Annotated in this window: 34 protein-coding genes; 4 read left to right on the top strand and 30 right to left on the bottom strand. The window is 63.5% G+C overall.

From position 1 onward, the window contains the following. Positions 1-2: 2 nt before the first annotated feature. Positions 3-2675: a DNA mismatch repair protein MutS gene (gene mutS / locus AC07NV_RS07280; RefSeq protein ID WP_495165655.1), complete on the bottom strand. Its 2673-nt coding sequence runs from the start codon at positions 2673-2675 to the stop codon at positions 3-5. 736 nt (positions 2676-3411) lie between these two features. Here mutS and AC07NV_RS07275 point away from each other — a divergent pair. After that, complete coding sequence (locus AC07NV_RS07275; protein ID WP_495166003.1) at positions 3412-5676, top strand: NADP-dependent malic enzyme; 2265 nt, start codon at positions 3412-3414, stop codon at positions 5674-5676. 60 nt (positions 5677-5736) lie between these two features. Here AC07NV_RS07275 and AC07NV_RS07270 read toward each other — a convergent pair whose 3' ends face one another. Beyond that, positions 5737-6222, bottom strand: coding sequence for an outer membrane protein assembly factor BamE (locus tag AC07NV_RS07270; protein ID WP_495165654.1), 486 nt, complete (start codon positions 6220-6222; stop codon positions 5737-5739). Positions 6223-6403: 181 nt separating this feature from the next. On the opposite strand from AC07NV_RS07270, the gene AC07NV_RS07265 reads away from it, so the two are divergent. Together AC07NV_RS07265 and AC07NV_RS07260 are read left to right on the top strand one after the other, a co-directional pair. After that, the gene (locus AC07NV_RS07265) at positions 6404-6934 is read left to right on the top strand and encodes a ubiquinol-cytochrome C chaperone family protein (RefSeq protein WP_495165653.1); all 531 of its coding nucleotides are present in this window, start codon (positions 6404-6406) and stop codon (positions 6932-6934) included. Beyond that, positions 6931-7464 carry a YceD family protein gene (locus tag AC07NV_RS07260; protein WP_495165652.1) on the top strand — a complete coding sequence of 178 codons (534 nt, stop codon included), beginning with the start codon at positions 6931-6933 and terminating at the stop codon, positions 7462-7464. The genes AC07NV_RS07265 and AC07NV_RS07260 overlap by 4 nt, the downstream gene beginning before the upstream one ends. On the opposite strand, the gene AC07NV_RS07255 is transcribed toward AC07NV_RS07260, so the two are convergent. The 28 genes from AC07NV_RS07255 to rpsL all read right to left on the bottom strand — a co-directional run bounded on the left by AC07NV_RS07255 (position 7461) and on the right by rpsL (position 25101). Then, a complete protein-coding gene (locus AC07NV_RS07255; protein WP_495165651.1) occupies positions 7461-8111 on the bottom strand; it encodes a hypothetical protein in 651 nt (216 codons plus the stop codon). The genes AC07NV_RS07260 and AC07NV_RS07255 overlap by 4 nt on opposite strands. Positions 8112-8191: 80 nt before the next feature. Continuing rightward, positions 8192-8845, bottom strand: a complete 654-nt coding sequence (locus AC07NV_RS07250; protein ID WP_495166002.1) for an adenylate kinase — start codon at positions 8843-8845, stop codon at positions 8192-8194. Positions 8846-8913: 68 nt separating this feature from the next. Beyond that, a complete protein-coding gene (secY, locus tag AC07NV_RS07245) occupies positions 8914-10287 on the bottom strand; it encodes a preprotein translocase subunit SecY (RefSeq protein ID WP_495165650.1) in 1374 nt (457 codons plus the stop codon). A 267-nt stretch (positions 10288-10554) separates the two neighbouring features. Next, on the bottom strand, positions 10555-11082 hold the full coding sequence (rplO, locus tag AC07NV_RS07240) for a 50S ribosomal protein L15 (protein ID WP_495165649.1): 528 nt from the start codon (positions 11080-11082) through the stop codon (positions 10555-10557). Positions 11083-11143: 61 nt separating this feature from the next. Beyond that, positions 11144-11329 carry a 50S ribosomal protein L30 gene (gene rpmD / locus AC07NV_RS07235; RefSeq protein WP_054589700.1) on the bottom strand — a complete coding sequence of 62 codons (186 nt, stop codon included), beginning with the start codon at positions 11327-11329 and terminating at the stop codon, positions 11144-11146. Positions 11330-11333: 4 nt separating this feature from the next. After that, a complete protein-coding gene (gene rpsE / locus AC07NV_RS07230; RefSeq protein ID WP_495165648.1) occupies positions 11334-12041 on the bottom strand; it encodes a 30S ribosomal protein S5 in 708 nt (235 codons plus the stop codon). A gap of 2 nt (positions 12042-12043) precedes the next feature. Next, positions 12044-12397, bottom strand: a complete 354-nt coding sequence (gene rplR, locus AC07NV_RS07225) for a 50S ribosomal protein L18 (protein ID WP_037515664.1) — start codon at positions 12395-12397, stop codon at positions 12044-12046. A gap of 3 nt (positions 12398-12400) precedes the next feature. Then, positions 12401-12934 carry a 50S ribosomal protein L6 gene (gene rplF, locus AC07NV_RS07220; protein ID WP_037515662.1) on the bottom strand — a complete coding sequence of 178 codons (534 nt, stop codon included), beginning with the start codon at positions 12932-12934 and terminating at the stop codon, positions 12401-12403. Continuing rightward, positions 12934-13338 carry a 30S ribosomal protein S8 gene (rpsH, locus tag AC07NV_RS07215; RefSeq protein WP_039578294.1) on the bottom strand — a complete coding sequence of 135 codons (405 nt, stop codon included), beginning with the start codon at positions 13336-13338 and terminating at the stop codon, positions 12934-12936. The genes rplF and rpsH overlap by 1 nt, the downstream gene beginning before the upstream one ends. A 12-nt stretch (positions 13339-13350) precedes the next feature. Further along, complete coding sequence (gene rpsN, locus AC07NV_RS07210) at positions 13351-13656, bottom strand: 30S ribosomal protein S14 (RefSeq protein WP_039578292.1); 306 nt, start codon at positions 13654-13656, stop codon at positions 13351-13353. 51 nt (positions 13657-13707) lie between these two features. Then, entirely contained in the window at positions 13708-14286 is a 579-nt protein-coding gene (gene rplE, locus AC07NV_RS07205) for a 50S ribosomal protein L5 (protein ID WP_495165647.1), read from the bottom strand. Continuing rightward, complete coding sequence (gene rplX, locus AC07NV_RS07200) at positions 14279-14599, bottom strand: 50S ribosomal protein L24 (RefSeq protein WP_495165646.1); 321 nt, start codon at positions 14597-14599, stop codon at positions 14279-14281. Before rplX ends, rplE begins: the two co-directional genes overlap by 8 nt. 2 nt (positions 14600-14601) lie before the next feature. Continuing rightward, positions 14602-14970, bottom strand: a complete 369-nt coding sequence (rplN, locus tag AC07NV_RS07195; RefSeq protein WP_431561318.1) for a 50S ribosomal protein L14 — start codon at positions 14968-14970, stop codon at positions 14602-14604. A gap of 58 nt (positions 14971-15028) precedes the next feature. Next, positions 15029-15319 carry a 30S ribosomal protein S17 gene (rpsQ, locus tag AC07NV_RS07190; protein ID WP_495165645.1) on the bottom strand — a complete coding sequence of 97 codons (291 nt, stop codon included), beginning with the start codon at positions 15317-15319 and terminating at the stop codon, positions 15029-15031. A gap of 11 nt (positions 15320-15330) precedes the next feature. Beyond that, a complete protein-coding gene (gene rpmC, locus AC07NV_RS07185) occupies positions 15331-15534 on the bottom strand; it encodes a 50S ribosomal protein L29 (protein ID WP_088439832.1) in 204 nt (67 codons plus the stop codon). A 5-nt stretch (positions 15535-15539) separates the two neighbouring features. Next, positions 15540-15971: a 50S ribosomal protein L16 gene (gene rplP / locus AC07NV_RS07180; protein ID WP_495165644.1), complete on the bottom strand. Its 432-nt coding sequence runs from the start codon at positions 15969-15971 to the stop codon at positions 15540-15542. An 11-nt stretch (positions 15972-15982) separates the two neighbouring features. Continuing rightward, positions 15983-16690 carry a 30S ribosomal protein S3 gene (gene rpsC / locus AC07NV_RS07175; RefSeq protein WP_037515652.1) on the bottom strand — a complete coding sequence of 236 codons (708 nt, stop codon included), beginning with the start codon at positions 16688-16690 and terminating at the stop codon, positions 15983-15985. Between the two features lies 1 nt (position 16691). Then, on the bottom strand, positions 16692-17072 hold the full coding sequence (gene rplV, locus AC07NV_RS07170; RefSeq protein ID WP_428631620.1) for a 50S ribosomal protein L22: 381 nt from the start codon (positions 17070-17072) through the stop codon (positions 16692-16694). Continuing rightward, the gene (gene rpsS / locus AC07NV_RS07165; RefSeq protein ID WP_037556370.1) at positions 17072-17347 is read right to left on the bottom strand and encodes a 30S ribosomal protein S19; all 276 of its coding nucleotides are present in this window, start codon (positions 17345-17347) and stop codon (positions 17072-17074) included. Before rpsS ends, rplV begins: the two co-directional genes overlap by 1 nt. Positions 17348-17350: 3 nt before the next feature. After that, a complete protein-coding gene (rplB, locus tag AC07NV_RS07160) occupies positions 17351-18202 on the bottom strand; it encodes a 50S ribosomal protein L2 (protein WP_487792117.1) in 852 nt (283 codons plus the stop codon). Positions 18203-18223: 21 nt separating this feature from the next. Continuing rightward, entirely contained in the window at positions 18224-18532 is a 309-nt protein-coding gene (locus AC07NV_RS07155; protein WP_037515644.1) for a 50S ribosomal protein L23, read from the bottom strand. Further along, complete coding sequence (rplD, locus tag AC07NV_RS07150) at positions 18525-19151, bottom strand: 50S ribosomal protein L4 (RefSeq protein ID WP_447932679.1); 627 nt, start codon at positions 19149-19151, stop codon at positions 18525-18527. The genes AC07NV_RS07155 and rplD overlap by 8 nt, the downstream gene beginning before the upstream one ends. 2 nt (positions 19152-19153) lie before the next feature. Continuing rightward, positions 19154-19930, bottom strand: a complete 777-nt coding sequence (gene rplC / locus AC07NV_RS07145; RefSeq protein ID WP_056373713.1) for a 50S ribosomal protein L3 — start codon at positions 19928-19930, stop codon at positions 19154-19156. A gap of 301 nt (positions 19931-20231) precedes the next feature. After that, entirely contained in the window at positions 20232-20543 is a 312-nt protein-coding gene (rpsJ, locus tag AC07NV_RS07140; RefSeq protein WP_003042199.1) for a 30S ribosomal protein S10, read from the bottom strand. A gap of 148 nt (positions 20544-20691) precedes the next feature. Continuing rightward, positions 20692-21882, bottom strand: coding sequence for an elongation factor Tu (tuf, locus tag AC07NV_RS07135; protein ID WP_495165643.1), 1191 nt, complete (start codon positions 21880-21882; stop codon positions 20692-20694). A 116-nt stretch (positions 21883-21998) separates the two neighbouring features. After that, the gene (fusA, locus tag AC07NV_RS07130) at positions 21999-24092 is read right to left on the bottom strand and encodes an elongation factor G (RefSeq protein ID WP_495165642.1); all 2094 of its coding nucleotides are present in this window, start codon (positions 24090-24092) and stop codon (positions 21999-22001) included. 93 nt (positions 24093-24185) lie between these two features. Further along, on the bottom strand, positions 24186-24656 hold the full coding sequence (gene rpsG / locus AC07NV_RS07125) for a 30S ribosomal protein S7 (RefSeq protein ID WP_495165641.1): 471 nt from the start codon (positions 24654-24656) through the stop codon (positions 24186-24188). A gap of 73 nt (positions 24657-24729) precedes the next feature. Beyond that, the gene (rpsL, locus tag AC07NV_RS07120; RefSeq protein WP_037515637.1) at positions 24730-25101 is read right to left on the bottom strand and encodes a 30S ribosomal protein S12; all 372 of its coding nucleotides are present in this window, start codon (positions 25099-25101) and stop codon (positions 24730-24732) included. A gap of 305 nt (positions 25102-25406) precedes the next feature. Here rpsL and AC07NV_RS07115 point away from each other — a divergent pair, with 305 nt between their 5' ends. Then, positions 25407-25901 (top strand): DNA-deoxyinosine glycosylase, encoded by a 495-nt coding sequence (locus AC07NV_RS07115; RefSeq protein WP_495165640.1) that lies wholly within the window; start codon positions 25407-25409, stop codon positions 25899-25901. The last annotated feature ends 1 nt before the right edge of the window (position 25902 follow it).

Genomic DNA, 25902 nt, shown 5'->3' with positions numbered 1-25902 from the left:
TTCTATTCCGCCGCGAGAAGCTGCTTGAGGCGGTAGAGCGCTTCCAAAGCCTCGCGCGGCGCGAGCGCGTCGGGATCGATCTGACCAAGCGCTTCGCGAAGCGCATCTTTCACCGCCGCGGGCGCTTCGGCAAGCGTCGCGGCGAACAGCGGCAGATCGTCGAGCCCCGCGGCAAGCCCGCCGGTCTTCTCGCGCCCCGCCTCGAGCTTGGCGAGCACCGCCTCGGCGCGCTTGACGACGCCGGCGGGAACGCCCGCGAGCCGCGCGACCGCAAGGCCATAGCTGCGATCGGCCGGCCCCTCGGCGAGTTCGTGGAGCAGCACCAGATCGCCCTGCCATTCGCGCGCGCGGACATGGTGGAGCGAGAGCGCGTTCAGCGTTTCGGCGAGTCGCGTCAGTTCGTGATAATGGGTGGCGAAAAGGCAGCGGCACTTGTTGATCTCATGCACCGCCTCGACCACCGACCAGGCGAGCGCGAGCCCGTCATAGGTCGAGGTGCCGCGCCCGACCTCGTCGAGGATGACGAAGCTTTGCGGGGTTGCCTGTGCCAGAATCGCGGCGGTTTCGACCATCTCGACCATGAAGGTCGAACGCCCGCGCGCGAGATTGTCGCTCGCCCCGACCCGGCTGAACAATCGGTCGACGAGCCCGAGTTTCGCCGACGCCGCGGGAACGAAACCGCCCGCCTGCGCGAGCACGACGATCAGCGCGTTCTGGCGCAGGAAGGTCGATTTACCGCCCATGTTCGGGCCGGTGACGAGCCAGAGCCGGTCGCTTGTCGAGAGCGAGACGTCGTTGGGCACGAACCGTTCGCCCGATTTCGCGAGCGCAGCTTCGACAACCGGATGGCGACCGCCGGTGACGTCGAGGCACGGCGTATCGGCGAGGTCGGGACGGCACCAATTGTGGCTCATCGCATGGTCGGCCAACGCCGCGGCAACGTCGATTCGCGCGAGCACGTCGCAACTCGCAGCGATCGCCTCGCGCCGCGCCACGGCGGCATCGGTGAGCGCTTCGAGATGCGCGGCCTCGGCAGCGACGGCGTGCACTCCCGCCTGCGTCACCCGGTTTGCCGCCTCGTGGAGGTCCGACGAGTTGAAGCGGACGACCCCCGCGAGCGTCTGGCGATGGGTGAAGCCCGATTCGGGCGCCATCAACGCATCGGCGTGCTTTGCGGGCACTTCGACATGATAGCCGAGCACGCCATTGTGGCGGATCTTGAGCGAGGCAATGCCGGTGCGGTCGCGATAGCCCGCCTCGAGCAACGCAATCGCCTTGCGCCCGTCGCGTGCGGTTTCGCGCAAGGCGTCGAGTGCATGGTCGTAACCTTCGGCGACATAGCCGCCCTGCGCCGCGTCGACCGGCGGCGTCTCGATCAGCGCGCGGCCGAGTTCGTCAACGAGCGTGCCGTGACCGTCGAGCCCCGGAAGCAGGCGCGCGAGCAACGGCGGCAGGTCGGCGCGGCGCGCGAGCCGTTCGCGCAGCAACCGCGCGCCGCCGAGCGCATCGCGCAGCTGCGCCAGGTCGCGCGGCCCCCCGCGTCCGGCAACGAGGCGGCCGAGCGCGCGTCCGGCATCGGGCAGCGCCCGCAGCGCCGCGCGCAGCTCGCCGCGCCACAACGCATCGCGCGCAAGCCCGTCGACCAGGTCGAGCCGGTCGAGAATCGCGTCCTTGTCGGTCAGCGGACTGGCTAGATCATCGGCGAGCAGCCGCGCGCCCGACGCCGTAACAGTACGGTCGATGGTGCCAAGCAGGCTGCCCTCGCGCGCACCGGCCCCCGCCCCTGTCATCGTGCGGACAAGTTCGAGGCTTTCGCGCGTCGCGGCATCGATGGCCATGCGGCCCGAGGCGAGGTGGCGCACCGGCGACTGGAGGAAAGTGGGCCCGCCAGTGCCGACATGGTCGAGATAGGCGACGAGCGCGCCCATCGCCGCAATCTCGCCGCGGCCGAATTGCCCAAAGCCGTCGAGCGTCTGGACACCGAAGAAGGTTTCGAGCCGCTTCTGCGCGGCGGTACTCGAAAAATCCCCCGGCGGACGGCGCACGATCTGACGCGCCGACGAGATCGGTAGTTCGCCCGCCGTCTCGCTGAGCAGCAGCTCCGACGGCGCGAGCCGCGCGAGCTCGGCATCGACCGCCAGCGCCGGCACCGCGACCACTTCGAAACGCCCGGTCGAAATATCGGCGGCGGCAATCGCCACCTCGCCATCGCTGCCGATCTGCGCGAGCGCGGCGAGGCGGTTGGCGCTGCGTCCTTCGAGCAAGCTCTCTTCGGTCAGCGTCCCCGCCGTCACGAAGCGCACGATCGCGCGTGCGACAAGCGCCTTCGATCCGCCGCGCGCCTTTGCCTCGGCGGGGCTTTCGACCTGTTCGGCGATCGCGACGCGGTGGCCGGCACGGATCAGGCGGGCGAGATAGGATTCGGCGGCATGCACGGGCACGCCGCACATCGCCACCGGCTGCCCGTCATATTCGCCGCGCGAGGTCAGCGCGATGTCGAGCGTCGCCGCTGCGGCTTTGGCATCGTCGAAGAACAGCTCGAAAAAATCGCCCATGCGATAAAAGAGCAGGCAGTCGCCCGCATTGGCCTTCAAGGACCAATATTGCGCCATCATCGGCGTCGCGGACGGGGCGGACGTGTTGCTGTTCGCGGGTTTGGGTGCGGTTGCGGGCATCCGCCTCTGCTTAGTGATTGGCGGCGGCATGGCAAGGTGGGGTTATGCGATGGCGGCTTTGGGGTGGTGAACTGCCACTTGTGCACCCCGGCGAAAGCCGGGGCCCATGCGGAAACACGCGAGGTCCGCGTCAGGCTTCTGGACCCCGGCTTTCGCCGGGGCACACATCTCTATCGGCAGCAATCGGTCGTGAGCCGCCATATTGTTCCCCGGCGCAGGCTGCGGCCCAGAGCGTTGGAAAGCTGGCGTTGCGCGATGGCGCTCTGGGCGCCGGGGAACGGCTTCTTTCGGTCGATTCCGGTCATTGGGTCTAGATCGGCGACGGATGGCCGGAATGGGGTGGGAAGCTGCCACTTGTGCACCCCGGCGAAAGCCGGGGCCCATGCGGAAACACGCGAGGTCCGCGTCAGGCTTCTGGACCCCGGCTTTCGCCGGGGCACACATCTCTATCGGCAACTATCGGTCGAAACCGGCCTCTCATTCTTCGTCATGCTGAACTTGTTTCAGCATCCATGGCCTGCGCGCTCCTCCCGGCCCGGCGCGGTTTGAAAGGTCCGGCCATGGACCCTGAAACAAGTTCAGGGTGACGAGAGAGAGATCGCGCCCCATTTTATAGAGTGACGCTCCCTTCGCGCGGGCCACGGCTTTGCAACATTGGCGGGGTTACAATCGGCGCGCGCGACGTTAGGGAATGGGCTCGGGCGCGCATCTTGTAGATCAGTTGAGAGGATAAATGATGGACAGCGGCAGCAAGGTGCAATTTTCGGACCGCGAGGCCCTGCTTTACCACGAATACGGCCGGCCCGGGAAAATCGAGATCGTCGCGTCGAAACCGATGGCGACGCAGCGCGACCTGAGCCTAGCCTATTCGCCCGGCGTTGCGGTTCCGGTGCTTGCGATCGCCGAGGATCCGGCGAAGGCCTATGACTATACGATCAAGGGCAATCTGGTCGCGGTCATTTCGAACGGCACCGCGATCCTCGGGCTCGGCAACCTCGGCGCGCTCGCCTCGAAGCCGGTGATGGAAGGCAAGGCGGTGCTGTTCAAGCGCTTCGCCGACGTCGATTCGATCGACCTCGAGGTCGACACCGAAGATCCCCAGCGTTTCATCGAGGCGGTCGAGCTGCTCGCGCCAACCTTTGGCGGCATCAACCTCGAGGATATCGCCGCACCCAACTGCTTCATTATCGAAGCGGCGCTGAAGGAACGCATGAACATCCCGGTGTTCCACGACGACCAGCACGGCACCGCGATCATCACCGCCGCAGGCCTGATCAACGCCTGTTACCTGACCGGCCGCGACCTTGCGACGGTGAAGGTCGTCGTCAATGGCGCCGGCGCGGCCGCGATTGCCTGTACCTCATTGATCAAATCGATGGGCGTGCGGCACGAAAATGTCATCATGTGCGACCGCAAGGGCACGATCTATCAGGGCCGCACCGACGGCATGGACCAGTGGAAATCGGCGCATGCGGTGCCGACCGAAGCGCGCGACCTGACCGAAGCGCTTGTCGGCGCCGACGTGTTCCTCGGCCTCTCCGCCGCGGGCGCGCTGAAGCCCGAGATGGTGAAGGACATGGCGCCCGCGCCGATCATCTTTGCGATGGCGAACCCCGACCCCGAAATCTCGCCGCCCGATGCGCGCGCGGCGCGGCCCGACGCGATCATCGCCACGGGCCGCTCGGACTATCCGAACCAGGTCAACAATGTGCTGTGTTTCCCCTTCATCTTCCGCGGCGCGCTCGATGTTCATGCGACCGCGATCAACGAAGAAATGAAGATTGCGGCCGCCTATGCCATCGCCGATCTTGCGCGCCAGCAGGTGCCCGAGGAAGTCGCCGCCGCTTACGGCGGCCGCGCGTCGAGCTTCGGGCCCGAATATATCATCCCCTCGCCCTTCGACCCCCGCCTGATGGAAATCGTGCCCGCGGCGGTTGCCGAAGCGGCGATGAAGACGGGCGTCGCGCAGCGACCGATCGACAATCTAGACGATTATCGCACGTCGCTGCGCGCCCGGCTCAACCCGACAACCTCGGTGCTGACCCTCGCTTACGAAGCCGCGCGCGCGAATCCGAAGCGCGTCGTCTTTGCCGAAGGCGAAGAGGAAGTGGTGCTGCGTGCCGCGATCCAGTTCCGCGACGGCGGGTACGGCATTCCTGTGCTCGTCGGGCGCGAGGGACTGCACGACAAGCTGCGCGCGATGGGCGTTGCCGACGCCGAAAGCTTCGAAGTCCACAACAGCGTCAATTCGCCGCATGTGCCCCAGATGGTCGAGATGCTGTACGAGCGGCTCCAGCGTCGCGGCTATCTGCGCCGCGATATCGAGCGCATGGTCAATCGCGACCGCAACATCTTCGGCTCGCTGCTGCTCAAGCTCGGTCTTGCCGATGCGATGATCACCGGCACCACCCGCACTTATTCGCAATCGATGCGCGAAGTGCGGCGGGTGATCGATCATGCCGAGGGCAAGACGCCGTTCGGCATCCACGTCCTTGTCGACCAGCATCACACGATCTTCATGGCCGACACCACGGTCAACGAGCGGCCGACGGCCGAGATGCTGGCCGATATCGCCGAGCGCACTGCGCAGGTCGCCCGGCGCATGGGCCACGAACCCCGCGTCGCTTTCCTGTCCTACTCGACTTTCGGCAATCCGCCGGGAAGCTGGCTCGACAATATCCGCGAGGCGGTGTCGATCCTCGATACACGCAATCCCGGCTTTGAATATGAAGGCGAAATGGCGCCCGATGTCGCGCTGAACGAGAAGGTGATGAAAAACTATCCCTTCTGCCGCCTGTCGGGACCCGCGAACGTGCTGGTCATGCCGGGCCTGCAATCGGCGAACCTGTCGGCGAAACTGCTGCGCGAACTTGGCGGCGGCGCAGTGATCGGTCCGATGCTGATCGGCATGGAAAAGCCGGTGCAGGTCGCAACGATGGCCTCGACCGCGTCGGACCTCGTCACCCTCGCGGTGCTCGCGGCGGGCGGGATCGCCCAATAAGAAAAAGCGGCGGCGCCAAAGGCGCCGCCGCTTCATTATCCCGTCGATCTGAAGTCGTGCCTACGGCCCGCCGGGCGCACCGGCACCCGGGGCCCCGACCGCCCCGATGTTGCCGAAAATATCTTCGAAGAAACTGCGATGCCGGCCCAGCGTGGGCGTCTTGTCGCCCGACGGACTGATCCGGCTCACCAGTTCGAGGCCGGTGCGGTCAACCGCAGCAACATTCCCCGCGGGGTCGAAACGGACGCGGAGCACTTGCTGATCGACCGGACGCGGCTTGGCAAAGGCGAGCTGGCGCGTTTCGCGCGATACATAATAATATTCATTGTTGCTGAACTGGCCGACGAACGTCGGACGGCCGAGCGTCTTTTCCACCGATTCCCGGTTGTCGACGCCCGGGGTGATCGCTTCGGTCAGCAGTGGGTCGACGACATAGCCCTGCCGCCCCTTCAGCTGCGCACAGCCACTGGTGGCAAGCGCGACGGCGAGGCCGAGCACGACGAGGCGCGCGCGCGCGGCAGGAAGCGAAAGGATCGAATTCGGCATCAAATATCTCCGTTGCGCCTGTCCGCCGCTTGTCCCGGCGGTCGGCGCTGGCTATCGCGCCTCTTAACCGCAAGCAGACAGCGCACACAAGCCGCTTGTGCCGCGGCAAAGCTTGCCACAAGCTGACCGGGTTCTGACCCCACCCCTTTTCGGGCGGCGCGAATGCGCCTAAGCGGAGGGCATGATCTCGCTCAGCAAATTTTTTCGCTCGCAACCCGACCCGCGCGAGGTGCGTCGCCCGCTGTGGGATGCCGTCGTCGCCACCGCGCGGGCGCCGCACTGGTACGCACAGGGCACCGTGCCCGACACCCTCGACGGGCGGTTCGACATGATCAGCCTGGTGATGGCGCTGGTCCTGCACCGGATCGACGAGGATCCGGCGCACGGGCTCGCGGGCGTCCAGCTCACCGAATTGTTCGTGAACGACATGGACGGACAGATGCGCCAGATCGGTTTCGGCGACATGGTCGTGGGCAAACAGGTCGGCCGGATGATGAGCGCGCTCGGCGGCCGGCTGGGTGTCTATCGCGCCGCCGACGGATCGGACGAATTGCGCGCCGCGCTGGTGCGCAACCTGTGGCGCGGCAACGAGCCCGCCGAAGCGGGGCTGGCGCATGTGATGGCCGAAGTGGCAGCGCTCCGCACCTCGCTCGCGGCGATGCCGGTGCCCGATCTGGTTGTCGCCGGTCGCCTTGACGGAGCGCAAGCGTGAACGCCCCCGAATTTTCGCTGATCGTGACGCTGGACGATGCGGCGCATGGTCGCACTATTTCGCTCGAAGCGGATGCCGAAACGCGCGAACGGATCGCCGCTCGGCTCGACTTGATCGCGCTCGACCGCTTTACCATCACTGCAGAAGTTCGGGCAATCGCCGGCGGCATTGGCGCACGGGGAGAGGTTCAGGCCGATCTGGTCCAGGCCTGCGCCGCGACCGCCCTCCCCGTCCCCACGACGATTGCCGAACCGTTCGACCTGCGCTTCCTGCGCGATCTCGACGCCCCCGTGAGCGAGGATGACGAGATCGAGATCGAGCTGAACAGCGACGATTGCGACCTGCTACCGCTCGATGGCGACAGGATGGATCTGGGGGACGCGGCGGTGCAGTCGCTCTCGCTGGCGCTCGATCCGTTCCCGCGTCACCCCGACGCGACACGCATCCTCGCCGAGAAAGGCGTGCTCAGCGAAGAGGCGGCCGGGCCGTTCGCGGCGCTCGCGAAGCTGCGCGGAAAGCCCGGCGCCTAGCGACCTCCGTCGGGCGCAGGCTTCGCTTCTTCCTCGACCAGATCGGCAACCGCGGCGTCGAGCCCGGGCTCGTCCTTTGCGGGCGGCGTTTCGGCCTTCGGCTTGTCGGCCCCCTTCTCGTCACGCGTCGGTGGCAGCGCGCCGCCGAGCGCATTGGCAAGGCTGAGCAGTTGCTCACCGATCACCTTGTCGACCGCGGGCGCGATCTCGCCGACCTTGAAGCGCATATAACCGCCAACGACATAGTCGAAACGCAGCGCGCTGCCCGTCGGTGTTTCCTTGATCTGGATCGTCAGCGTGCCGGTCAGCGCCTCGCCCTGAAGCGGGCCGAAGGCACCCGACAGGCGGAGCATCTGATTGGGTTTCGAAAAGAGGATGCGCGCGTGCTGGACGCTGCCGACGCCCGAACCGGTATCAGGCAATTTCTCGCAGAAACAGCCGCCCGCTTGGGAATCGAGCCAGAAGTTTGCCGCATCGCCCGACCAGCTATGATCCTTCGACCACCAGCTTTGCGGCATGCGGAGCATTTTCCACACGTCGGCGGGGGTCGCAGAGACCTGCGCCGTATGCGCTACGCTGAAGCCAGCTTCGCTCTGGTCCACCACTTTGGCGTTCGCCGCGGGCACGAAAGCAAGCGCTCCGATCATGGTAGCGCCTGCCAATAGTCTGGAAATCACCATCCGCCTGTCCCCCTCGACGCCTCAATAACCGGCGCCGGGGAAACTGACTAGCGGGCAGTCGCGAGGATGGTTTCGATCGCGTCGTTGACCTGGTCGATCGGCGCCATGCCGTCGACATGCGTCACAATCCCGCGCGCTTCGTAGATTGGCAGGATCGGCGCGGTCTTGGCGCGATATTCGGCCATGCGCGTCCGAACCGTTTCCTCATTGTCGTCAGGACGGCGCTTGAACTCGTCGCTGCCGCAAACATCGCAAACATCGTCCACTTTGGGCAGCTTGTAGCGGTCGTGATAGCCCGCGCCGCATTTGGCACAGCTGAAGCGGCCGGTAATGCGATCGACAAGCGCGTCTTCCTCGACCTGCAGCTCGATCACATGGTCGAGCTTGCGGCCGCGGTCGCTGAGGATCGTGTCGAGTGCCTCGGCTTGCGCGGCGGTGCGCGGATAACCGTCGAAGATTACCGAAACATCGCTGCCGAGTTCGTCGAGCCGCTCGCCGATCAGGCCCGAGACGATTTCGTCCGAAACCAGCTCGCCGGCGTCCATCACGGCTTTCGCCTGCACCCCGATCGGCGTGCCCGCCTTGACCGCGGCGCGAAGCATGTCGCCGGTCGAGAGCTGGATCATGCCATGCTCGTCTTCCAGGCGCGCCGCCTGCGTTCCCTTGCCCGCCCCCGGCGGACCCAGCAAAATAATATTCAGCGTCATGGAGGCCCCTGTTTCCTGCCCGTTGCCCTATTCTTCTGGCGCGGATGGACGTAGCGGGCGCTTTAGCGCCGCGCAACGCCCCCCTTCAATTTGGCCTTCTTGATGAGGTCGCCATATTGATGCGCGAGCATGTGGCTCTGGATCTGGCTGATCGTATCGATCGTCACGTTGACGATGATCAGCAGGCTGGTGCCGCCGAGCTGGAACGGAAGGCCCGACCCGGCGATGAAATATTCGGGGATCAGACAGATCGCCGCCAGATAGGCTGCACCGATCACGGTGATGCGCGTCAGCACATGGTCGAGATAGGCGGCGGTGTTCTTGCCCGGGCGGATACCGGGGATGAAACCGTTCTGGCGCTTCAGATTGTCGGCCGTTTCCTCAGGATTGAAGACGACGGCGACGTAGAAGAAGCAGAAGAAGACAATCCCTGCGGCGTAAAGCGCCATGTAAAGCGGCTGGCCATGCGCGAGATACTGGTTGAGCGTGATCAGGAAATCACCGGTTGCGGTGTCGCCCTGGACGTTCTGGCCCATCATCTGCGTGACGGTCAGCGGCATCAGCAGCAACGACGAGGCAAAGATCGGCGGGATCACGCCCGCGGTATTGACCTTGAGCGGCAAATGGCTGCGATCGGCCTGCATCCCGCCGCGCTGGGTCGCGCGCTTCGGATATTGGACAAGCACGCGGCGCTGGGCGCGTTCCATGAAGCTGATGAAGGCAATGATGACAATCGCACCGCCAACGACCGCGAGGATCGTACCGCCACCCATCGACCCTTCGCGCACCTGCGTGAACATCTGGGCAAAGCTGCGCGGCAACTGGGCGAGAATGCCCGCCATGATGATCAGCGAAACGCCGTTGCCGATACCGCGGCTGGTAATCTGTTCGCCGAGCCACATCAGAAACAGCGTACCGCCGACGATGCTGATCACCGCACCGATACGGAACATCATGCCGGGGTCTACGACTGCGGCGATGCCCTGCGTCGCGCCAAGCGATTCAAGCCCGACCGCGATGAAATAGCCTTGAATTGCGGTCAGTGCGACCGTGCCATAACGTGTGTACTGGTTGAGCTTCTTGCGCCCGCTTTCGCCCTCTTTCTTGAGTGCGGCGAGGCTGGGCGACAGCGCCGACGCCAGCTGCACGACGATCGACGCCGTAATATAGGGCATGACGCCGAGCGCGATGATGCTCATCCGCTCGAGACTGCCGCCCGAGAAGGTGTTGAAGATGTCGAGGACGCCGCCCGAAGCCGCCTGGCTGTAGAGCGACGCCAGCGCAACGGGGTCGACACCCGGCAACGGCACGAACGACAGGAAGCGGAAAACGATCAGCGCACCGATCGTGAACCAGATACGGTTTTTGAGTTCGGTTGCCTGACCGAATTTCGAAAAATTCAGGTTGGAAGCAAGCTGGTCGGCGCGAGAGGCCATGGTGATCTTTCCTCAGTGGCGGACCGCGCCCCCCGCGACCCGGCGCCTATGTGCGTTCGACGGTCGCGAAGCGCAAGGGGAAAGGCCCGAATTCAGATGCGGTCAGAAGGGCCGGTCCATCTATCCGTTCGCATCGAGCGAAGTCGAGATGCCCCTCAACCTTGTGTTACTCCGATGGGTGTCTCGACTTCGCTCGACACGAACGGGAAATGTTGGTCGTCAAAATAGCAAAGGGCGGTTCGTGTCCCGAACCACCCTTTGGAATAATCAGGCGTTCTTGGCGACCGCTTCTGCGCGGCGCTTGGCCTTTTTGCCTTCGCCTTCGGCCTTGGGTTCGGGCAGTTCGACCTTGCCACCAGCCTTTTCGACCGCTTCGATGGCGCCTTTCGACGCACCGGCAACGACGAAATTCAGCTTCGCGGTGAGTTCGCCCTTGGCGAGGAGGCGGACGCCGTCCTTACCGCCGCGTGCCAGGCCAACCGCCTTGAGCGCAGCATGATCGATCACGGCCTTCGCATCGAGCTTCTTCGCGTCGACCAGCTTCTGGACCATGCCGAGGTTCACGATCGCGAAATCCTTGGCGAAGATGTTGTTGAAGCCACGCTTCGGGATGCGCATGTGGAGCGGCATCTGGCCGCCTTCGAAGCCGTTGATCGCGACGCCGCTACGGGCCTTCTGGCCCTTTTGGCCGCGGCCGGCGGTCTTGCCCTTGCCCGAACCGATGCCGCGTCCGACGCGCATACGGCCCTTGCGGGCGCCATTGTTGTCACGAAGTTCGTTAAGCTTGATCGTCATGTTTGCACTCGCTTTCGCTTTTGTCGCGCTGATAGTTTTTGAAGGTCGGGTCGCGAGGGGCTTAGCCCTCGACGACTTCGACCATGTGCGGCAGCTTGCGGATCATGCCACGCACTTCAGGGGTGTCGACCAGTTCGACCTCGCGGCGCATCTTGCCCAGGCCGAGGCCCGTCAGGATAGCACGCTGGCTCTTGGGACGACGGATCGGCGAGCCGATCTGGCGGATCTTGATCTTCTTGTCAGCCATCGTCTTACTCCGTCACCGCCGCGGCTTCGGCCTCGGCTGCGCGGTCGGACGCACCGCCACGCTTGATCAGGTCCGAAACCTTCTTGCCGCGGCGCTGCGCGACCGACTTCGGGCTGGTCTGTTCGCCGAGCGCTTCGAAGGTAGCGCGGATCATGTTGTAGGGGTTCGAGGTCCCGTTCGACTTGGTCACCACATCGGCAACGCCGAGCGATTCGAACACGGCACGCATCGGGCCACCGGCGATGATGCCGGTACCGGCGGGTGCCGAGCGGAGCGTGACCATGCCGGCACCGAAATGGCCGAGGCCATCATGGTGCAGGGTACGGCCGTCGCGCAGCGGAACGCGAATCATCGACTTCTTCGCAGCAGCGGTCGCCTTCGAAATGGCTTCCGGCACTTCGCGCGCCTTGCCATGTCCGAAGCCGGCGCGGCCCTTGCCGTCGCCAACGACGACGAGCGCAGCAAAACCAAAGCGCTTGCCGCCCTTGACCGTCTTCGAAACGCGGTTGATGTGGACGAGCTTTTCGATCAGCTCTTCGCCACCATCGTCGTCGCGCGGACGACGATCGTCGCGGCGGCCACGGCCACCGTCACGACCGCCACGGCCGCCATCGCGTCCACCGCCGCCGCCACGGCCGCGGCGCGGGGCCTGACCATCGGTGGTGGGGGCTGCTTCGGGAGCGCCTTCGACGTTCTGTACTTCGTCTGCCATGATTAGAACTCCAATCCGCCTTCGCGAGCCGCGTCGGCCAGCGCTTTGATGCGCCCGTGGAACAGGAAACCGCCGCGGTCGAACACGACCTGCGTCACACCCGCCTTTTTCGCAGCAGCGGCGAGGCGCTTGCCAACGTCGGCAGCCGCAGCTGTGGTCGCGCCGGTCTTGCCGCGGACATCCTTGTCCAGCGTCGAGGCCGAAGCGAGCGTCTGCCCGGCAGCGTCATCGATGAGCTGTGCATAGATGTGACGGCCCGAACGGTGAACCGACAGGCGAGCGCGGCCACCCGCGCGCTGACGGAGGGCGGTACGAACGCGCTGACGGCGTTTTTGGAAAGGGGTAAGATGTGCCATGGCTTACTTCTTCTTGCCTTCTTTGCGGAAGATGTACTCGCCGCGATATTTGATGCCCTTGCCCTTATAGGGTTCGGGCTTACGCCAACGGCGGATTTCCGCCGCGACCTGGCCGACTTGCTGCTTGTCGATGCCGCTGATCTCGATCGTCGTGTTGTCCGGCGTCTTGATCTCGATGCCTTCGGGCACCGCGAAATCGACATCGTGGCTGTAGCCAAGCTGCAGCTTCAGCGTCTTGCCCTGCGAGTTGGCACGATAGCCGACACCGGTGATTTCGAGCACCTTGGTGAAGCCTTCGGTCACACCCGTGATCAGGTTCTGAACCAGCGTCCGCTGCATGCCCCAGAAAGCGCGTGCTTCGCGGGTTGCGTTCGCGGGCTGAACCGAGATGCTGCCTTCAGCGACTTCATAGTTGATGAGGTCGGAAAGCGGCATCGCGAGCGTGCCCTTCGGTCCCTTGACCGACAGCTGACCGCCGTCGATCGCGGCGGTGACGCCGCCGGGGATCGCTACTGCCTTTTTACCAATGCGTGACATCAGAACACCTCCGCCAGCACTTCGCCGCCGACATTATGTTCGCGTGCTTCGGCATCCGAAAGGACGCCGCGCGGGGTCGACACGATGGTGATACCAAGGCCGTTGCGCACGATCGGCAGTTCTTTCGAACCCGAATAGACGCGGCGGCCCGGCTTCGAAACGCGCGCCACATGGCGAATCGCCGGCTGGCCTTCGAAATATTTCAGCTCGATGCGGATGCCTTTGTGCTGGCCCTTGGCACCCAGCGCTTCTTCGCTGTAGCCGCGGATATAGCCTTCGCGCTGAAGAACATCGAGAACGCGGACGCGCAGCGTCGAAGCCGGCGTCAGGACACTGTCCTTCTTCGCCGTCTGGCCGTTGCGGATGCGGGTGAGCATATCACCCAGGGGATCGGTCATTGCCATCTTGTCAGTCCCTTACCAGCTCGACTTCACAACACCGGGGATCAGGCCCTTGTTGGCCAGATCGCGGAGCTGGATACGGCACAGCCGGAATTTGCGATAATAAGCGCGCGGGCGCCCGGTCAGCTCGCACCGGTTACGGATGCGGGTCGGGTTACCATTGCGCGGGATTTCCGCCATCTTGAGGCGTGCGATCAGACGCTCGCCATCGTCGAGCGAGGTGTCTGCTGCAATCGCCTTCAGCTTCGCGTAACGGCCGGCATATTTCTTCACCAGCTGCTTGCGACGCTCGTTCTTGTTCATCGAACTCAGTTTCGCCATGACTTAAGTTCTCTTTCCTTTTGAGAGAGAGCCTGCCTGATCCCTAGAGGATCAAGCGGCTTCTTTTTCCTGGGCTTCGATCGGGAAGGGGAAGCCGAACAGCTTGAGCAGTTCGCGGGCTTCGTCGTCCGTACGGGCCGTGGTGGTCACGATCACATCCATGCCGCGCACCTGATCGATGCGGTCATAGTTGATCTCGGGGAAGATGATCTGCTCTTTCAGGCCCATGGCATAGTTGCCACGGCCGTCGAAGCTCGTCGCCGACACGCCGCGAAAATCGCGGATGCGCGGCATTGCGACGGTGATCAGGCGGTCGAGGAATTCATACATCCGCTCGCGGCGCAGGGTCACCTTGCAACCGATCGGCATGCCTTCGCGCAGCTTGAACTGGGCGATCGACTTCTTTGCCTTGGTCACGACAGGCTTCTGGCCGGCGATCAGCTCCATTTCAGCAGCTGCCGATTCGACCTTCTTCTTGTCCTGCGTTGCTTCGCCGACGCCCATGTTGAGCACGATCTTTTCGATCTTCGGCACTTCCATCGCATTCTTGTAACCGAATTTCTCGGTCATCGCCTTGACGATCACCTCGTCATAGCGCTTGCGCATGCGGGGGGTATAAGTGTCACCCATTGATCGTCTCCCCGGACTTCACGGCGACACGCACCTTCTTGCCGTCCTTGGTTTCAAAGCGCACGCGTGTCGGCTTGCCGCTCTTCGGATCGGCAATCGCGACCTTGCTCGCGTGCAGCGGCGCTTCCTTGCGTTCCAGGCCACCCTGCGGGTTGGTCTGGCTCGGCTTGCGGTGCCGCGTGATGATGTTGACGCCCGCGACCACAACCTTGCCGTCTTTCGGCAGGCTCTGCGTCACTTCGCCGGTCTTGCCCTTGTCCTTGCCGGACAGGATGACAACCGTGTCGCCCTTCTTGATCTTCGCCATACCCATGGTCAGAGAACCTCCGGTGCCAGGCTGATGATCTTCATATAGCCACGGCCGCGCAGCTCGCGGACGACGGGGCCGAAGATACGGGTGCCGATCGGCTCCTCGTTCTTGTTGACGAGCACGGCGGCGTTGCTGTCGAAACGGATCACCGAGCCATCGGCGCGGCGCACATCCTTGCGGGTGCGGACGATGACGGCGCGATGCACGTCGCCCTTCTTCACCTTGCCGCGCGGCTGGGCTTCCTTGATCGACACGACGATCACGTCGCCGACGCCGGCAACGCGACGCTTCGACCCGCCCAGCACCTTGATGCACTGGACGCGCTTGGCACCGCTGTTGTCAGCGACTTCCAATTGTGACTGCATCTGAATCATCGATGCATTTCCTTCTAATTTGGCCTACCGGGAAACCCCGGCGGTTCCGTGAACTGTGTCAGCCTTCGGCTGCGGCGGGAGCAGCCGGAGCGGCGCCCTTGGGCTTGCTGTGGGTGTCGACCTTGTCGAGCACCTTCCAGGTCTTCAGCTTCGAAATCGGCTTCGTCTCTTCGATACGGACGGTTTCGCCAGCCTTGATGCTGTTGTCTTCATCATGGGCGTGGTATTTTTTCGAACGCCGGATGATCTTGCCATAGAGCGGGTGCTTCACCTTCCGCTCGACTTTCACCACAACGGTCTTGTCGCCCTTGTCGGACACCACCGTACCGGTCAGAATGCGCTTCGGCATCGATAGTCTCCTTACTTCGCGGCCGAGCGCGTGCGCTCGGTCTGCTGCGTCTTGATGCGCGCGATCGAACGACGCACTTCCTTGACGCGTGAGGCTTTTTCAAGCTGGCCGGTGGCCGCCTGGAAACGGAGGTTGAACGCCTCGCGCTTCAGTTCGCCAAGCTGTTCCGAGAGCTGATCGTCGGTCTTGGCCTTGAAATCTTCGGTCTTGGACATGGCCCTTAACCCTCCAGATGCGAGGTGTCGCCGAGACGGGCAACCACCTTCGTCTTGATCGGCAGCTTCATCGCGGCGCGTTCGAATGCCAGCGCGGCCACAGGGCCCGGAACGCCGTCGAGTTCGAACAGGATACGACCCGGCTTGACGCGAGCGGCCCAATATTCAGGCGCGCCCTTGCCCTTACCCATGCGGACTTCGGCAGGCTTCGACGACACGGGAAGGTCGGGGAAGATGCGGATCCACAAACGGCCCTGACGCTTGATCGCACGGCTGATCGCACGGCGAGCCGCTTCGATCTGGCGCGCGGTGATGCGCTCGGGTTCCATCGCCTTCAGCCCGTAGGAGCCGAAGTTCAGGCTGGTACCGCCCTTGGCATTGCCATGGATGCGGCCTTTGAAGGCCTTGCGGAACTTGGTTTTTTTCGGTTGCAGCATGTCAGCAGTCCTTAGCGGCGATCTTCACGAGCCGGACGGACACCGGTCGTCTGTGCATCGAGCATCAGACGGTCGGTTGCCATCGGGTCGTGGCCGAGAATCTCGCCCTTGAAGATCCACACCTTGATCCCGCACACGCCATAGGCGGTGTGAGCGGTCGATTCGGCATAGTCGACGTTGGCGCGCAGCGTGTGCAGCGGCACCCGGCCTTCGCGGTACCATTCGGTCCGTGCGATTTCCGCGCCGCCGAGACGGCCGGCGCAGTTGATGCGGATGCCTTCGGCGCCCAGACGCATCGCCGACTGAACCGCGCGCTTCATGGCACGACGGAACGCGACGCGGCGTTCGAGCTGGTCGGCAATGCCCTGGCCGACGAGCTTGGCGTCGACTTCGGGCTTGCGGATTTCGACGATGTTCAGCGACACGTCGCTGCCCGTCAGTTCGCCGAGCTTCTTGCGAAGCTTTTCGATGTCGGCGCCCTTCTTGCCGATGATGACGCCCGGACGGGCGGCATAGATCGACACGCGGCACAGCTTGGCGGGACGCTCGATCACGACCTTCGAGATCGCGGCCTGCGGCAGGTTCTTGAACACATATTGGCGGATCTTCAGATCCTCGACCAGCATGCGGCCATAGTCCTGGCCTTCGGCGAACCAGCGGCTGTCCCAGGTGCGGTTGACCTGCAGGCGCAGGCCGATCGGATTGCTCTTCTGGCCCATGTTACGCCTCTTCTTCCTGTTCGCGCACGACGATCCGGATGCGGCTGAACGGCTTGACGATCCGGGTCGACTTGCCGCGGCCACGTGCGTGCCAGCGCTTCATCGAGATCGACTTGCCGACGCTGGCTTCCTGGATAACCAGGGCATCAACATCGAGGTTGTGGTTGTTTTCCGCGTTGGCGATGGCGCTGGCGAGAACCTTGCGCACGTCGACAGCCATCGCCTTCTTCGAGAAGGTGAGGATGTTCAGCGCGTCCTCGACCTTGCGGCCGCGGATAAGCGCGGCAACGAGGTTGAGCTTCTGCGCCGAACCGCGAATCTGCGTGCCGACCGAGAGAGCCTCGTTATCGGCGACGCGGCGGGGGGACTTTTCCTTGCCCATTAGCGTTTGCCCTTCTTGTCGGCAGCGTGACCGGGGAAGAAGCGCGTCGGCGCAAATTCACCCAGCTTCATGCCGACCATGTCTTCATTGACCGACACCGGCACGAACTTGCGGCCGTTGTAGACGTTGAAGGTCAGCCCCACGAACTGCGGCAGGATGGTGGACCGGCGCGACCAGGTTTTGATCGGGGCAGAGCTGCCGCCGTCCTGGGCCGTTTCGGCTTTCTTGAGCAGATGGAGGTCCACGAAAGGACCCTTCCAGACCGAGCGAGCCATGGCTTACCTCTTCTTCTTCGCGTGACGCGACCGGATGATCATCTTGTCGGTCGACTTGTTGTGGCGCGTACGCGCACCCTTCGTCGGCTTGCCCCACGGGGTAACCGGGTGACGGCCGCCCGAGGTGCGGCCTTCGCCGCCGCCATGCGGGTGATCGACCGGGTTCTTCGCGACACCGCGGGTCAGCGGACGCTTGCCCGCCCAGCGGTTACGGCCAGCCTTGGCGAGCGTCTGGTTGGTGTTGTCGGGGTTCGAAACCGCGCCCACCGTGCCCATGCAATCGCCGCGGATATACCGCTGCTCGCCCGAACCGAGACGCACGATGACGAGACCGCGGTCACGACCGACGACCTGTGCATAGGTGCCAGCCGAACGGGCGATCTGGCCACCCTTGCCCGGCTTCATCTCGATGTTGTGGACGATCGTGCCGACCGGCATCTGCGACAATTCCATCGCATTGCCCGGCTTCACGTCGGTCTTCTTGCCCGCGATGACCTTGTCGCCAACCGCCAGGCGCTGCGGCGCCAGGATGTAAGCGACGCGATCCTTGCCGGCATCGTCCTTGCCATAGTTGACCAGCGCGATGAAGGCGGTGCGGTTGGGGTCATATTCCAGACGCTCGACGGTGCCTTCGACGTCCCACAGGCGACGCTTGAAATCGACGATGCGATAGCGCTGCTTGTGTCCGCCGCCGATGCCGCGCGAGGTCACATGACCCTTGTTGTTACGGCCGCCGGTCTTGCTCTTGCCTTCGGTCAGCGCCTTGACGGGCTTGCCCTTCCACAGGCTCGACCGATCGATCAGGATCAGGCCGCGCTGTGCGGGGCTGGTCGGATTATAGGATTTAAGTGCCATTTTCTCTGCCTCTTCCTACAATCAGACGCCGGTGGTGACGTCGATCGTCTGGCCTTCGGCCAGGCGAACGATCGCCTTCTTCACGTCGCTGCGGGTGTAGGGCTTGCCCTTCCAGCGCTTGGTCTTGCCCTTGGTGATCAGCGTGTTGACGCTGAGAACCTTGACATCGAACAGCGCCTCGACGGCGGCCTTGATGGCGGGCTTGGTTGCGTCGTTCGCAACCTTGAACACCACTGCGTCATTTTCGCTGAGCAGCGTCGACTTTTCCGTGATCACCGGAGCGAGGATCACGTCATAGTGACGCGCGTCGACTGTTTTTGCCTTAGCCATTGAAGCGTGCCTCCAGCTTTTCGAGGCCGGCGCGGGTCAGGACCAGCGTATCGGCGCGCAAAATGTCATAGACGTTGGCACCCATCGCCGGCATCGAATCGACACCGATGAGGTTGGCCGACGCCATGGCGAAGCTTTCGTGCACTGCATCACCATCGATGAAGAGTGCGCGATTGCCGAGTTCGAGCTTGCCGAGCTGGCCGGCGAGCGCCTTGGTCTTGGCATCCTTGAGCTCAAGCGTGTCGAGAACGAGGATCTTGCCGCCCTTGGCCTTGTCGCTCAGCGCCATTTTCAGACCCAGCGTGCGGATCTTCTTGTTCAGCGAGTGACCGAAGGTGCGGGCCCGGGGACCGTGCGCCTTGCCGCCGCCGATGAAGATCGGGGCTGCGCGATCGCCGTGACGCGCGGTACCGCCGCCCTTCTGGCGACCGAACTTCTTGCCGGTGCGCGACACATCGCTGCGTTCGCGGGCGGCACGAGCCGGACCACGGCGCTTTTCGAGCTGCCAGCTGACGACGCGGTGGAGGATGTCGGCACGCGGGTCGACGCCGAACACATCGTCGTTAAGATCGATGTCTGCGCCGGCCTTGCCGTCGATGGTGTGAACCTTGACCTTCATGATCAGGACTCCTGTGCGCCGTCGGTGGTGGCAGTGTCGACCACGGTTTCTTCAACCGGGGTTTCCACAGGCGCATCAGCCGGGGCTTCTTGATTGGCGTTCGCTGCGCTCTTGATGCCCGCCGGATAGGGGGCTTCGGGGTGGCGCGGCAGCTTGACCGCATCGCGGACCATCAGCCAGCCGCCCTTCGAGCCAGGGACCGAGCCCTTGACGAAGAGAAGGCCGCGCTCGACGTCGGTGCGGACGATTTCGAGATTCTGCTGGGTGCGGTTGCGCGCGCCCATATGGCCGGCCATCTTCTTGTTCTTGAAGACGCGGCCCGGATCCTGACGGTTACCGGTCGAACCATGCGCACGGTGGCTGATCGAAACACCGTGGGTTGCGCGCATACCGCCGAAACCCCAGCGCTTCATCGCACCGGCAAAGCCCTTACCCTGGGTAACACCCTGGATGTCGACAATCTGGCCGGCGACGAAATGGTCGGCCGACAGTTCGGCGCCGACGTCGAGCGTCGCGTCGTCAGCGACGCGGAATTCGACGATCTTTGCCTTGGGCTCGACTTCGGCCTTGCCGAAAGCGCCACGCTGCGGCTTCGCAACATTCTTCGCCTTCGCCGAGCCGGCACCGAGTTGAACGGCCACATAGCCGTCACGTTCTTGTTCGCGCACAGAAATGACCTGACAGCCTTCGAGGCTCAGGACGGTGACGGGCACGTGGCGGCCGTCGTCCTGAAACAGGCGGGTCATCCCCATTTTCTTCGCGATCACGCCAGTCCGCATGATCATACTCCTCAACAGAGGCCGTACGGACCATTCCGCACGGCTTGCGGGAAGCCATCAAGCAAAGCCCGACGACTACCCTCCCAGCCCATAATTTCGATGCTTCGCCCCGTCCGGGCTGAGGTGCCGCTTTCCCGAGGGAAGAACGGCGAGACGGGGGACGCAGCCCGGACCATATTTCTTCGCAAGGAAGAGGTCCGGCGGTATCCACCCTATCGTCGGTCCGGATCGCGCCGGACAATGCAGTCACCGAAGTGTCCTGCCGATAGAGACCCCGGATCAGATCCGGGGCTGCGTTGGCTTAGGCCAACTTGATCTCAACATTCACGCCCGCGGCGAGGTCGAGCTTCATCAGCGCATCGACCGTCTGCGGGGTGGGCTGCACGATGTCGAGCAGCCGCTTGTGGGTACGCACCTCGAACTGCTCGCGCGACTTTTTGTCGACATGCGGGCCGCGGTTCACGGTGAATTTTTCAATACGCGTCGGAAGCGGGATCGGGCCGCGAATAAGCGCTCCGGTACGACGTGCCGTATCGGCAATGTCGGTGGTGGCCTGATCGAGCACGCGGTGATCAAAGGCCTTGAGGCGAATGCGAATATTCTGCGTTTCCATGACTATTCCAGTCGAATCCCGTCTAACGATGCGAAAGAGCCGAAATGGCCTGTTCCGGCCCCCTGATGGAAGCCGGCCCGGCCATCAAAATTCTTAAAGCTGCGAGCCGCCCGAATCGCTTCCGAATCAGGCGGCTCGCGGCCCTATATTACTTTGTGATCGTCGCGACAACCCCTGCGCCGACCGTACGTCCACCTTCGCGAATTGCGAAGCGCAGACCCTGGTCCATGGCGATCGGGGCAATCAGCTTGACCGACAGCTGGACGTTGTCGCCCGGCATCACCATTTCGGTGCCCTCGGGGAGAATGACCTCGCCGGTGACGTCCGTGGTGCGGAAGTAGAACTGCGGACGATAGTTGGCGAAGAACGGCGTGTGACGGCCGCCTTCATCCTTCGACAGCACATAGACTTCCGAGGTGAATTCGGTGTGCGGCTTGATCGAGCCGGGCTTGCAGAGAACCTGGCCACGCTCGACGTCTTCGCGTGCAACACCGCGGATCAGCGCGCCGACGTTGTCGCCAGCCTGGCCCTGGTCGAGCAGCTTGCGGAACATTTCGACGCCGGTCACGACAGTCTTCTTGGTGTCCTTGATGCCGACGATTTCGACTTCTTCACCAACCTTGACGACGCCGGTTTCGATACGGCCGGTGACGACGGTACCGCGACCCGAGATCGAGAACACGTCTTCGATCGGCATCAGGAAGGGCTTGTCGAGCGGACGGTCGGGCTGCGGAATCCAGTCGTCGACGGCCTGCATCAGCTTCAGAATCGCTTCCTTGCCGATGTTGTCGTCGCGGCTTTCGAGAGCAGCAAGCGCCGAACCGGCGACGATCGGAATATTGTCGCCGTCGAAGCCACGCTTCGAAAGTTCTTCGCGGATTTCCATTTCGACGAGCTCGAGCAGCTCGGGATCGTCGAGCTGGTCAACCTTGTTGAGGAAGACGACCATGGTCGGAACGCCAACCTGCTTCGCGAGCAGGATGTGCTCCTTGGTCTGCGGCATCGGGCCGTCAGCGGCCGACACAACGAGGATCGCGCCGTCCATCTGGGCGGCACCGGTGATCATGTTCTTCACATAGTCGGCGTGGCCCGGGCAATCGACGTGCGCATAGTGGCGGCCACCGGTTTCATATTCGACGTGTGCGGTCGAAATGGTGATGCCGCGCTCGCGCTCTTCGGGAGCCTTGTCGATGTTTGCGAAGTCGACGGCGACGCCGCCCGACGTTTCGGCGAGCACCTTGGTGATCGCTGCGGTCAGCGAGGTCTTGCCATGGTCGACGTGACCGATGGTGCCGATGTTGCAGTGCGGCTTCGTCCGCTCAAATTTAGCCTTGGCCATGATGTAACAACCTTCTTGTTCAATGTTTGCGTTGATCAGTCCTGGACGAGCCCGCTGAATCAGGCGCCGCCCTTAGAGGGTCTTGCCGCGCGGTGCAAGCCCGCGCGGCTTTACCGTCAGGCCATCTTGGCCTTCACTTCTTCTGCGACGTTGGTCGGCACTTCCTCGTAATGCGAGAATTGCATCGAGTAGCTGGCGCGCCCCTGGCTGAAGCTGCGCAGCTGATTGACGTAGCCGAACATGTTCGCCAGCGGAACGATTGCCTCGACGACCTGGGCGATGCCCCGGCTGTCGGTGCCCTGAATCTGCCCGCGACGGCTGTTCAGATCGCCGATCACATCACCCATGAATTCCTCAGGGGTAACGACTTCGACCTTCATCACCGGCTCGAGCAGCTTGATGCCGGCCTTTGCCGCGACTTCGCGCATCGCTGCACGGCCCGCGATTTCGAACGCCAGCGCCGACGAGTCGACGTCGTGGTAGGCGCCGTCCGTGAGCTTGATTTCGAAGTCGATGATCGGGAAGCCGATCATGTGACCATTTTCGGCCGACTCGCGCATGCCCTTTTCGACCGACGGGATATATTCGCGCGGAATGTTACCGCCCTTGATCTCGTCGATGAAGGTGATGCCCGCGCCGCGTTCGCCGGGAGCGACGCTGACCTTGACGCGGCCGAACTGGCCCGAGCCGCCCGACTGCTTCTTGTGGGTGTAGTCGACATCGACGGCCTTCGCGAGCGATTCGCGGTACGCCACCTGCGGCGCACCGACATTCGCTTCGACCTTGAACTCGCGCTTCATGCGATCGACGAGAATGTCGAGGTGAAGCTCGCCCATGCCCTTGATGATCGTCTGGCCCGATTCATGGTCGGTCGACACGCGGAACGAGGGATCCTCGGCGGCCAGGCGGTTGAGCGCGATGCCCATACGTTCCTGGTCGGCCTTGGTCTTGGGTTCCACCGACAGTTCGATGACCGGCTCGGGGAATTCCATCCGTTCGAGGATGATCGGCGCGCTGGTGGCGCAGAGCGTATCCCCGGTGGTGGTTTCCTTGAGACCGGCGAGCGCAACGATGTCGCCTGCATAGGCTTCGTCGATGTCCTCACGGCTGTTCGCATGCATCAGCAGCATACGACCGACCTTTTCCTTCTTGTCCTTCACCGAGTTCAGGTACGTGCCCTTGTTCAGGGTCCCCGAATAGATTCGGGCGAAGGTGAGCGAGCCGACGAACGGGTCGTTCATGATCTTGAACGCCAGCAGCGACAGCGGCGCATCGTCGGCCGGCGGACGCGAATCGGGGGTCTCGCCGTCGAGCTTCAGGCCCTGAACGTCGGGAATGTCGAGCGGGCTCGGCAGATAGTCGACGACCGCGTCGAGCAGCGTCTGAACACCCTTGTTCTTGAACGCCGAACCGCAGAGGACCGGAACGAACGCCTGCGCCAGCGTACCCTTGCGGATCAGCTTCTTGAGCGTGGCGACGTCGGGAACGGTGCCTTCGAGATAGGCTTCCATCGCATCGTCGTCCTGTTCGACGGCGAGTTCGAGGAGCTTTTCGCGATATTCGGCCGCCTTGTCGGCGAGATCGGCGGGGATTTCTTCATAGAAGAATTCGGCGCCGAGGCTTTCGTCCTTCCAGATGATCGCGCGCTCGTTGACGAGGTCGACGAGACCCTTGAAATCGCCTTCCGCGCCGATGGGCAGATACAGCACAGCCGGGGTCGCACCGAGGCGATCGATGATCGTCTGGACGCAATAATAGAAGTCGGCACCGGTGCGGTCGAGCTTGTTGACGAAGCACATGCGCGGAACTTTATACTTGTCAGCCTGGCGCCACACCGTTTCCGACTGCGGCTCGACGCCGGCAACGCCGTCGAACGCGGTGATCGCGCCGTCGAGCACGCGCAGCGAACGTTCGACTTCGATCGTGAAGTCGACGTGTCCGGGGGTGTCGATGATGTTCAGGCGATGCTCGGGGCCCTGACCTTCGTCAGCCTTCCACAAGCAGGTGGTCGCAGCCGACGTGATCGTGATGCCGCGTTCCTGTTCCTGCTCCATCCAGTCCATCGTTGCGGCGCCGTCATGGACTTCGCCGATCTTGTAGGACTTGCCGGTGTAGTAAAGGATACGCTCGGTCGTCGTGGTCTTGCCGGCGTCGATGTGCGCCATAATACCAAAATTGCGATAATTTTCGAGCGGATGGCTGCGTGCCATGGTCTTTTCCTTGGATTTGGGGGGCGGCCAATGCGGCCACCCCCGATATAGGAAGATTTGTTGCGATTGCGAGACGCCGGGGCGTCCCGGCAATTACCAGCGGTAGTGGCTGAAAGCGCGGTTGGCTTCGGCCATGCGATGCGTGTCTTCGCGCTTCTTCACGGCATTGCCACGGTTGTTCGACGCGTCGAGCAATTCGCCCGACAGACGTGCGGCCATCGTGGTTTCGCTGCGGTTGCGGGCAGCGGTGATCAGCCAGCGGATCGCAAGCGCCTGCGCACGGTCCGGCCGGACTTCGACGGGAACCTGATAGGTCGCACCGCCGACGCGGCGGCTGCGGACTTCGATGTTCGGGCGGATGTTCGCCAGCGCTTCGTGGAACACGCCGATGGGTTCCTTCTTGGCGCGGGCTTCGACCGACTCAAGGGCACCGTAAACGATGCCTTCGGCGACCGACTTTTTCCCGTCCAGCATGACGCTGTTCATGAATTTCGACAGCACCGTATCACCGAAACGGGGATCGGGCAGGATTTCGCGGCGTTCAGGACGACGACGACGAGCCATAGGTAATTCCTTTTACAACAGCATCCCGGCGCCTCGGCGTCCCGGGATGATCAAATAGCCGAAAAAGCGGTCCTTACTTCGGACGCTTCGCACCGTATTTCGAACGGCTCTGCTTGCGGTCCTTCACACCCTGCGTATCGAGCACGCCGCGCAGGACGTGGTAACGCACACCGGGAAGATCGCGGACACGACCGCCGCGGATCAGCACAACGCTGTGTTCCTGGAGGTTGTGGCCTTCGCCGGGAATGTAGGTGATGACTTCGCGCTGGTTGGTCAGGCGGACCTTCGCAACCTTACGGAGCGCCGAGTTCGGCTTTTTCGGGGTCGTCGTGTAGACACGGGTGCAAACGCCGCGCTTTTGCGGGTTTGCGTCCATCGCCGGGACCTTGGACTTCACCTTCTGGGGAGTCCGGCCCTTGCGGACCAGCTGGTTGATCGTGGGCATGAATGCTTCACCTTTAAATGTCCGCCCATCAAAGCGAACGGTTACTGTACTGCGGTGGATGAAGCTCCGGCCGATAACCCGCCAAAACTGGCGAAAAACGGCCGACCTGATAACAGCAAAAGACCCCGGCGGATCAGTGCGATCTTCCGGAGGCTCCATCCGCGCCAGCAATGTTCAAGCGCTGTTGCAACTGAAAGAGGCAGCAATCCGCCCTTTTCGGTCGAGCGCGCCCCTAGCGGTGATTCCCTTCGCGGTCAAGGGCCAGGCAATATTGTTGCGCCGGTCGGGGCGGGCTATCGGGAGTGATGCCCGCCATTCGCCACGCCAGCTTTGCCCCGCATGTCGCATCCGACACGCGATTGTTGATTCTCGGCAGTCTGCCGGGCGTTCGCTCGCTCGCCGAACAGCAATATTATGCGCATCCGACCAACCATTTCTGGAGGCTGCTGGGCGAGGTGATCGGCCAACCACTCGCCGATATGCCCTATGACGACAGGCTGGTCACGCTGCGCGAAGCCAAGGTCGGGCTGTGGGACGTGATCCGCAGCGCCGAACGGCATTTGAGCAGCGACTCGCTGATCCGCGAAGCCGAGGCGCACGACCTCGCGGCGCTGATCGCCGATCTGCCCGACCTCTGCATGATCGCCTTCAACGGCGGCAAGGCCGCGGCGATCGGACGGAAGCAACTGCCGCCGCTCGACGGAGTCGCACTCGTCGACCTGCCGTCGAGCAGCGCCGCGCATACCATCGGCTTCGCGGCGAAGCGCGATCGCTGGCTGGCGCTGCGCAGCGCGCTCTGAT

The organism is Sphingopyxis sp. GW821-FHT10B01 (assembly GCF_059415685.1).
This window is presented reverse-complemented; position numbering and strand designations above follow the sequence as displayed.

Coding starts and splice junctions, on each gene's coding strand:
- mutS (WP_495165655.1), bottom strand. CDS start 2,675: ATGCCCGCAACCGCACCCAAACCCGCGAACAGCAACACGTCCGCCCCG.
- AC07NV_RS07275 (WP_495166003.1), top strand. CDS start 3,412: ATGGACAGCGGCAGCAAGGTGCAATTTTCGGACCGCGAGGCCCTGCTT.
- AC07NV_RS07270 (WP_495165654.1), bottom strand. CDS start 6,222: ATGCCGAATTCGATCCTTTCGCTTCCTGCCGCGCGCGCGCGCCTCGTC.
- AC07NV_RS07265 (WP_495165653.1), top strand. CDS start 6,404: ATGATCTCGCTCAGCAAATTTTTTCGCTCGCAACCCGACCCGCGCGAG.
- AC07NV_RS07255 (WP_495165651.1), bottom strand. CDS start 8,111: ATGATCGGAGCGCTTGCTTTCGTGCCCGCGGCGAACGCCAAAGTGGTG.
- secY (WP_495165650.1), bottom strand. CDS start 10,287: ATGGCCTCTCGCGCCGACCAGCTTGCTTCCAACCTGAATTTTTCGAAA.
- rplO (WP_495165649.1), bottom strand. CDS start 11,082: ATGACGATCAAGCTTAACGAACTTCGTGACAACAATGGCGCCCGCAAG.
- rpmD (WP_054589700.1), bottom strand. CDS start 11,329: ATGGCTGACAAGAAGATCAAGATCCGCCAGATCGGCTCGCCGATCCGT.
- rpsE (WP_495165648.1), bottom strand. CDS start 12,041: ATGGCAGACGAAGTACAGAACGTCGAAGGCGCTCCCGAAGCAGCCCCC.
- rplR (WP_037515664.1), bottom strand. CDS start 12,397: ATGGCACATCTTACCCCTTTCCAAAAACGCCGTCAGCGCGTTCGTACC.
- rplF (WP_037515662.1), bottom strand. CDS start 12,934: ATGTCACGCATTGGTAAAAAGGCAGTAGCGATCCCCGGCGGCGTCACC.
- rpsH (WP_039578294.1), bottom strand. CDS start 13,338: ATGGCAATGACCGATCCCCTGGGTGATATGCTCACCCGCATCCGCAAC.
- rpsN (WP_039578292.1), bottom strand. CDS start 13,656: ATGGCGAAACTGAGTTCGATGAACAAGAACGAGCGTCGCAAGCAGCTG.
- rplE (WP_495165647.1), bottom strand. CDS start 14,286: ATGGGTGACACTTATACCCCCCGCATGCGCAAGCGCTATGACGAGGTG.
- rplX (WP_495165646.1), bottom strand. CDS start 14,599: ATGGGTATGGCGAAGATCAAGAAGGGCGACACGGTTGTCATCCTGTCC.
- rplN (WP_431561318.1), bottom strand. CDS start 14,970: ATGATTCAGATGCAGTCACAATTGGAAGTCGCTGACAACAGCGGTGCC.
- rpsQ (WP_495165645.1), bottom strand. CDS start 15,319: ATGCCGAAGCGCATTCTGACCGGTACGGTGGTGTCCGACAAGGGCGAC.
- rpmC (WP_088439832.1), bottom strand. CDS start 15,534: ATGTCCAAGACCGAAGATTTCAAGGCCAAGACCGACGATCAGCTCTCG.
- rplP (WP_495165644.1), bottom strand. CDS start 15,971: ATGCTGCAACCGAAAAAAACCAAGTTCCGCAAGGCCTTCAAAGGCCGC.
- rpsC (WP_037515652.1), bottom strand. CDS start 16,690: ATGGGCCAGAAGAGCAATCCGATCGGCCTGCGCCTGCAGGTCAACCGC.
- rplV (WP_428631620.1), bottom strand. CDS start 17,072: ATGGGCAAGGAAAAGTCCCCCCGCCGCGTCGCCGATAACGAGGCTCTC.
- rpsS (WP_037556370.1), bottom strand. CDS start 17,347: ATGGCTCGCTCGGTCTGGAAGGGTCCTTTCGTGGACCTCCATCTGCTC.
- rplB (WP_487792117.1), bottom strand. CDS start 18,202: ATGGCACTTAAATCCTATAATCCGACCAGCCCCGCACAGCGCGGCCTG.
- AC07NV_RS07155 (WP_037515644.1), bottom strand. CDS start 18,532: ATGGCTAAGGCAAAAACAGTCGACGCGCGTCACTATGACGTGATCCTC.
- rplD (WP_447932679.1), bottom strand. CDS start 19,151: ATGAAGGTCAAGGTTCACACCATCGACGGCAAGGCCGGCGCAGACATC.
- rplC (WP_056373713.1), bottom strand. CDS start 19,930: ATGCGGACTGGCGTGATCGCGAAGAAAATGGGGATGACCCGCCTGTTT.
- rpsJ (WP_003042199.1), bottom strand. CDS start 20,543: ATGGAAACGCAGAATATTCGCATTCGCCTCAAGGCCTTTGATCACCGC.
- tuf (WP_495165643.1), bottom strand. CDS start 21,882: ATGGCCAAGGCTAAATTTGAGCGGACGAAGCCGCACTGCAACATCGGC.
- fusA (WP_495165642.1), bottom strand. CDS start 24,092: ATGGCACGCAGCCATCCGCTCGAAAATTATCGCAATTTTGGTATTATG.
- rpsG (WP_495165641.1), bottom strand. CDS start 24,656: ATGGCTCGTCGTCGTCGTCCTGAACGCCGCGAAATCCTGCCCGATCCC.
- rpsL (WP_037515637.1), bottom strand. CDS start 25,101: ATGCCCACGATCAACCAGCTGGTCCGCAAGGGCCGGACTCCCCAGAAG.
- AC07NV_RS07115 (WP_495165640.1), top strand. CDS start 25,407: ATGCCCGCCATTCGCCACGCCAGCTTTGCCCCGCATGTCGCATCCGAC.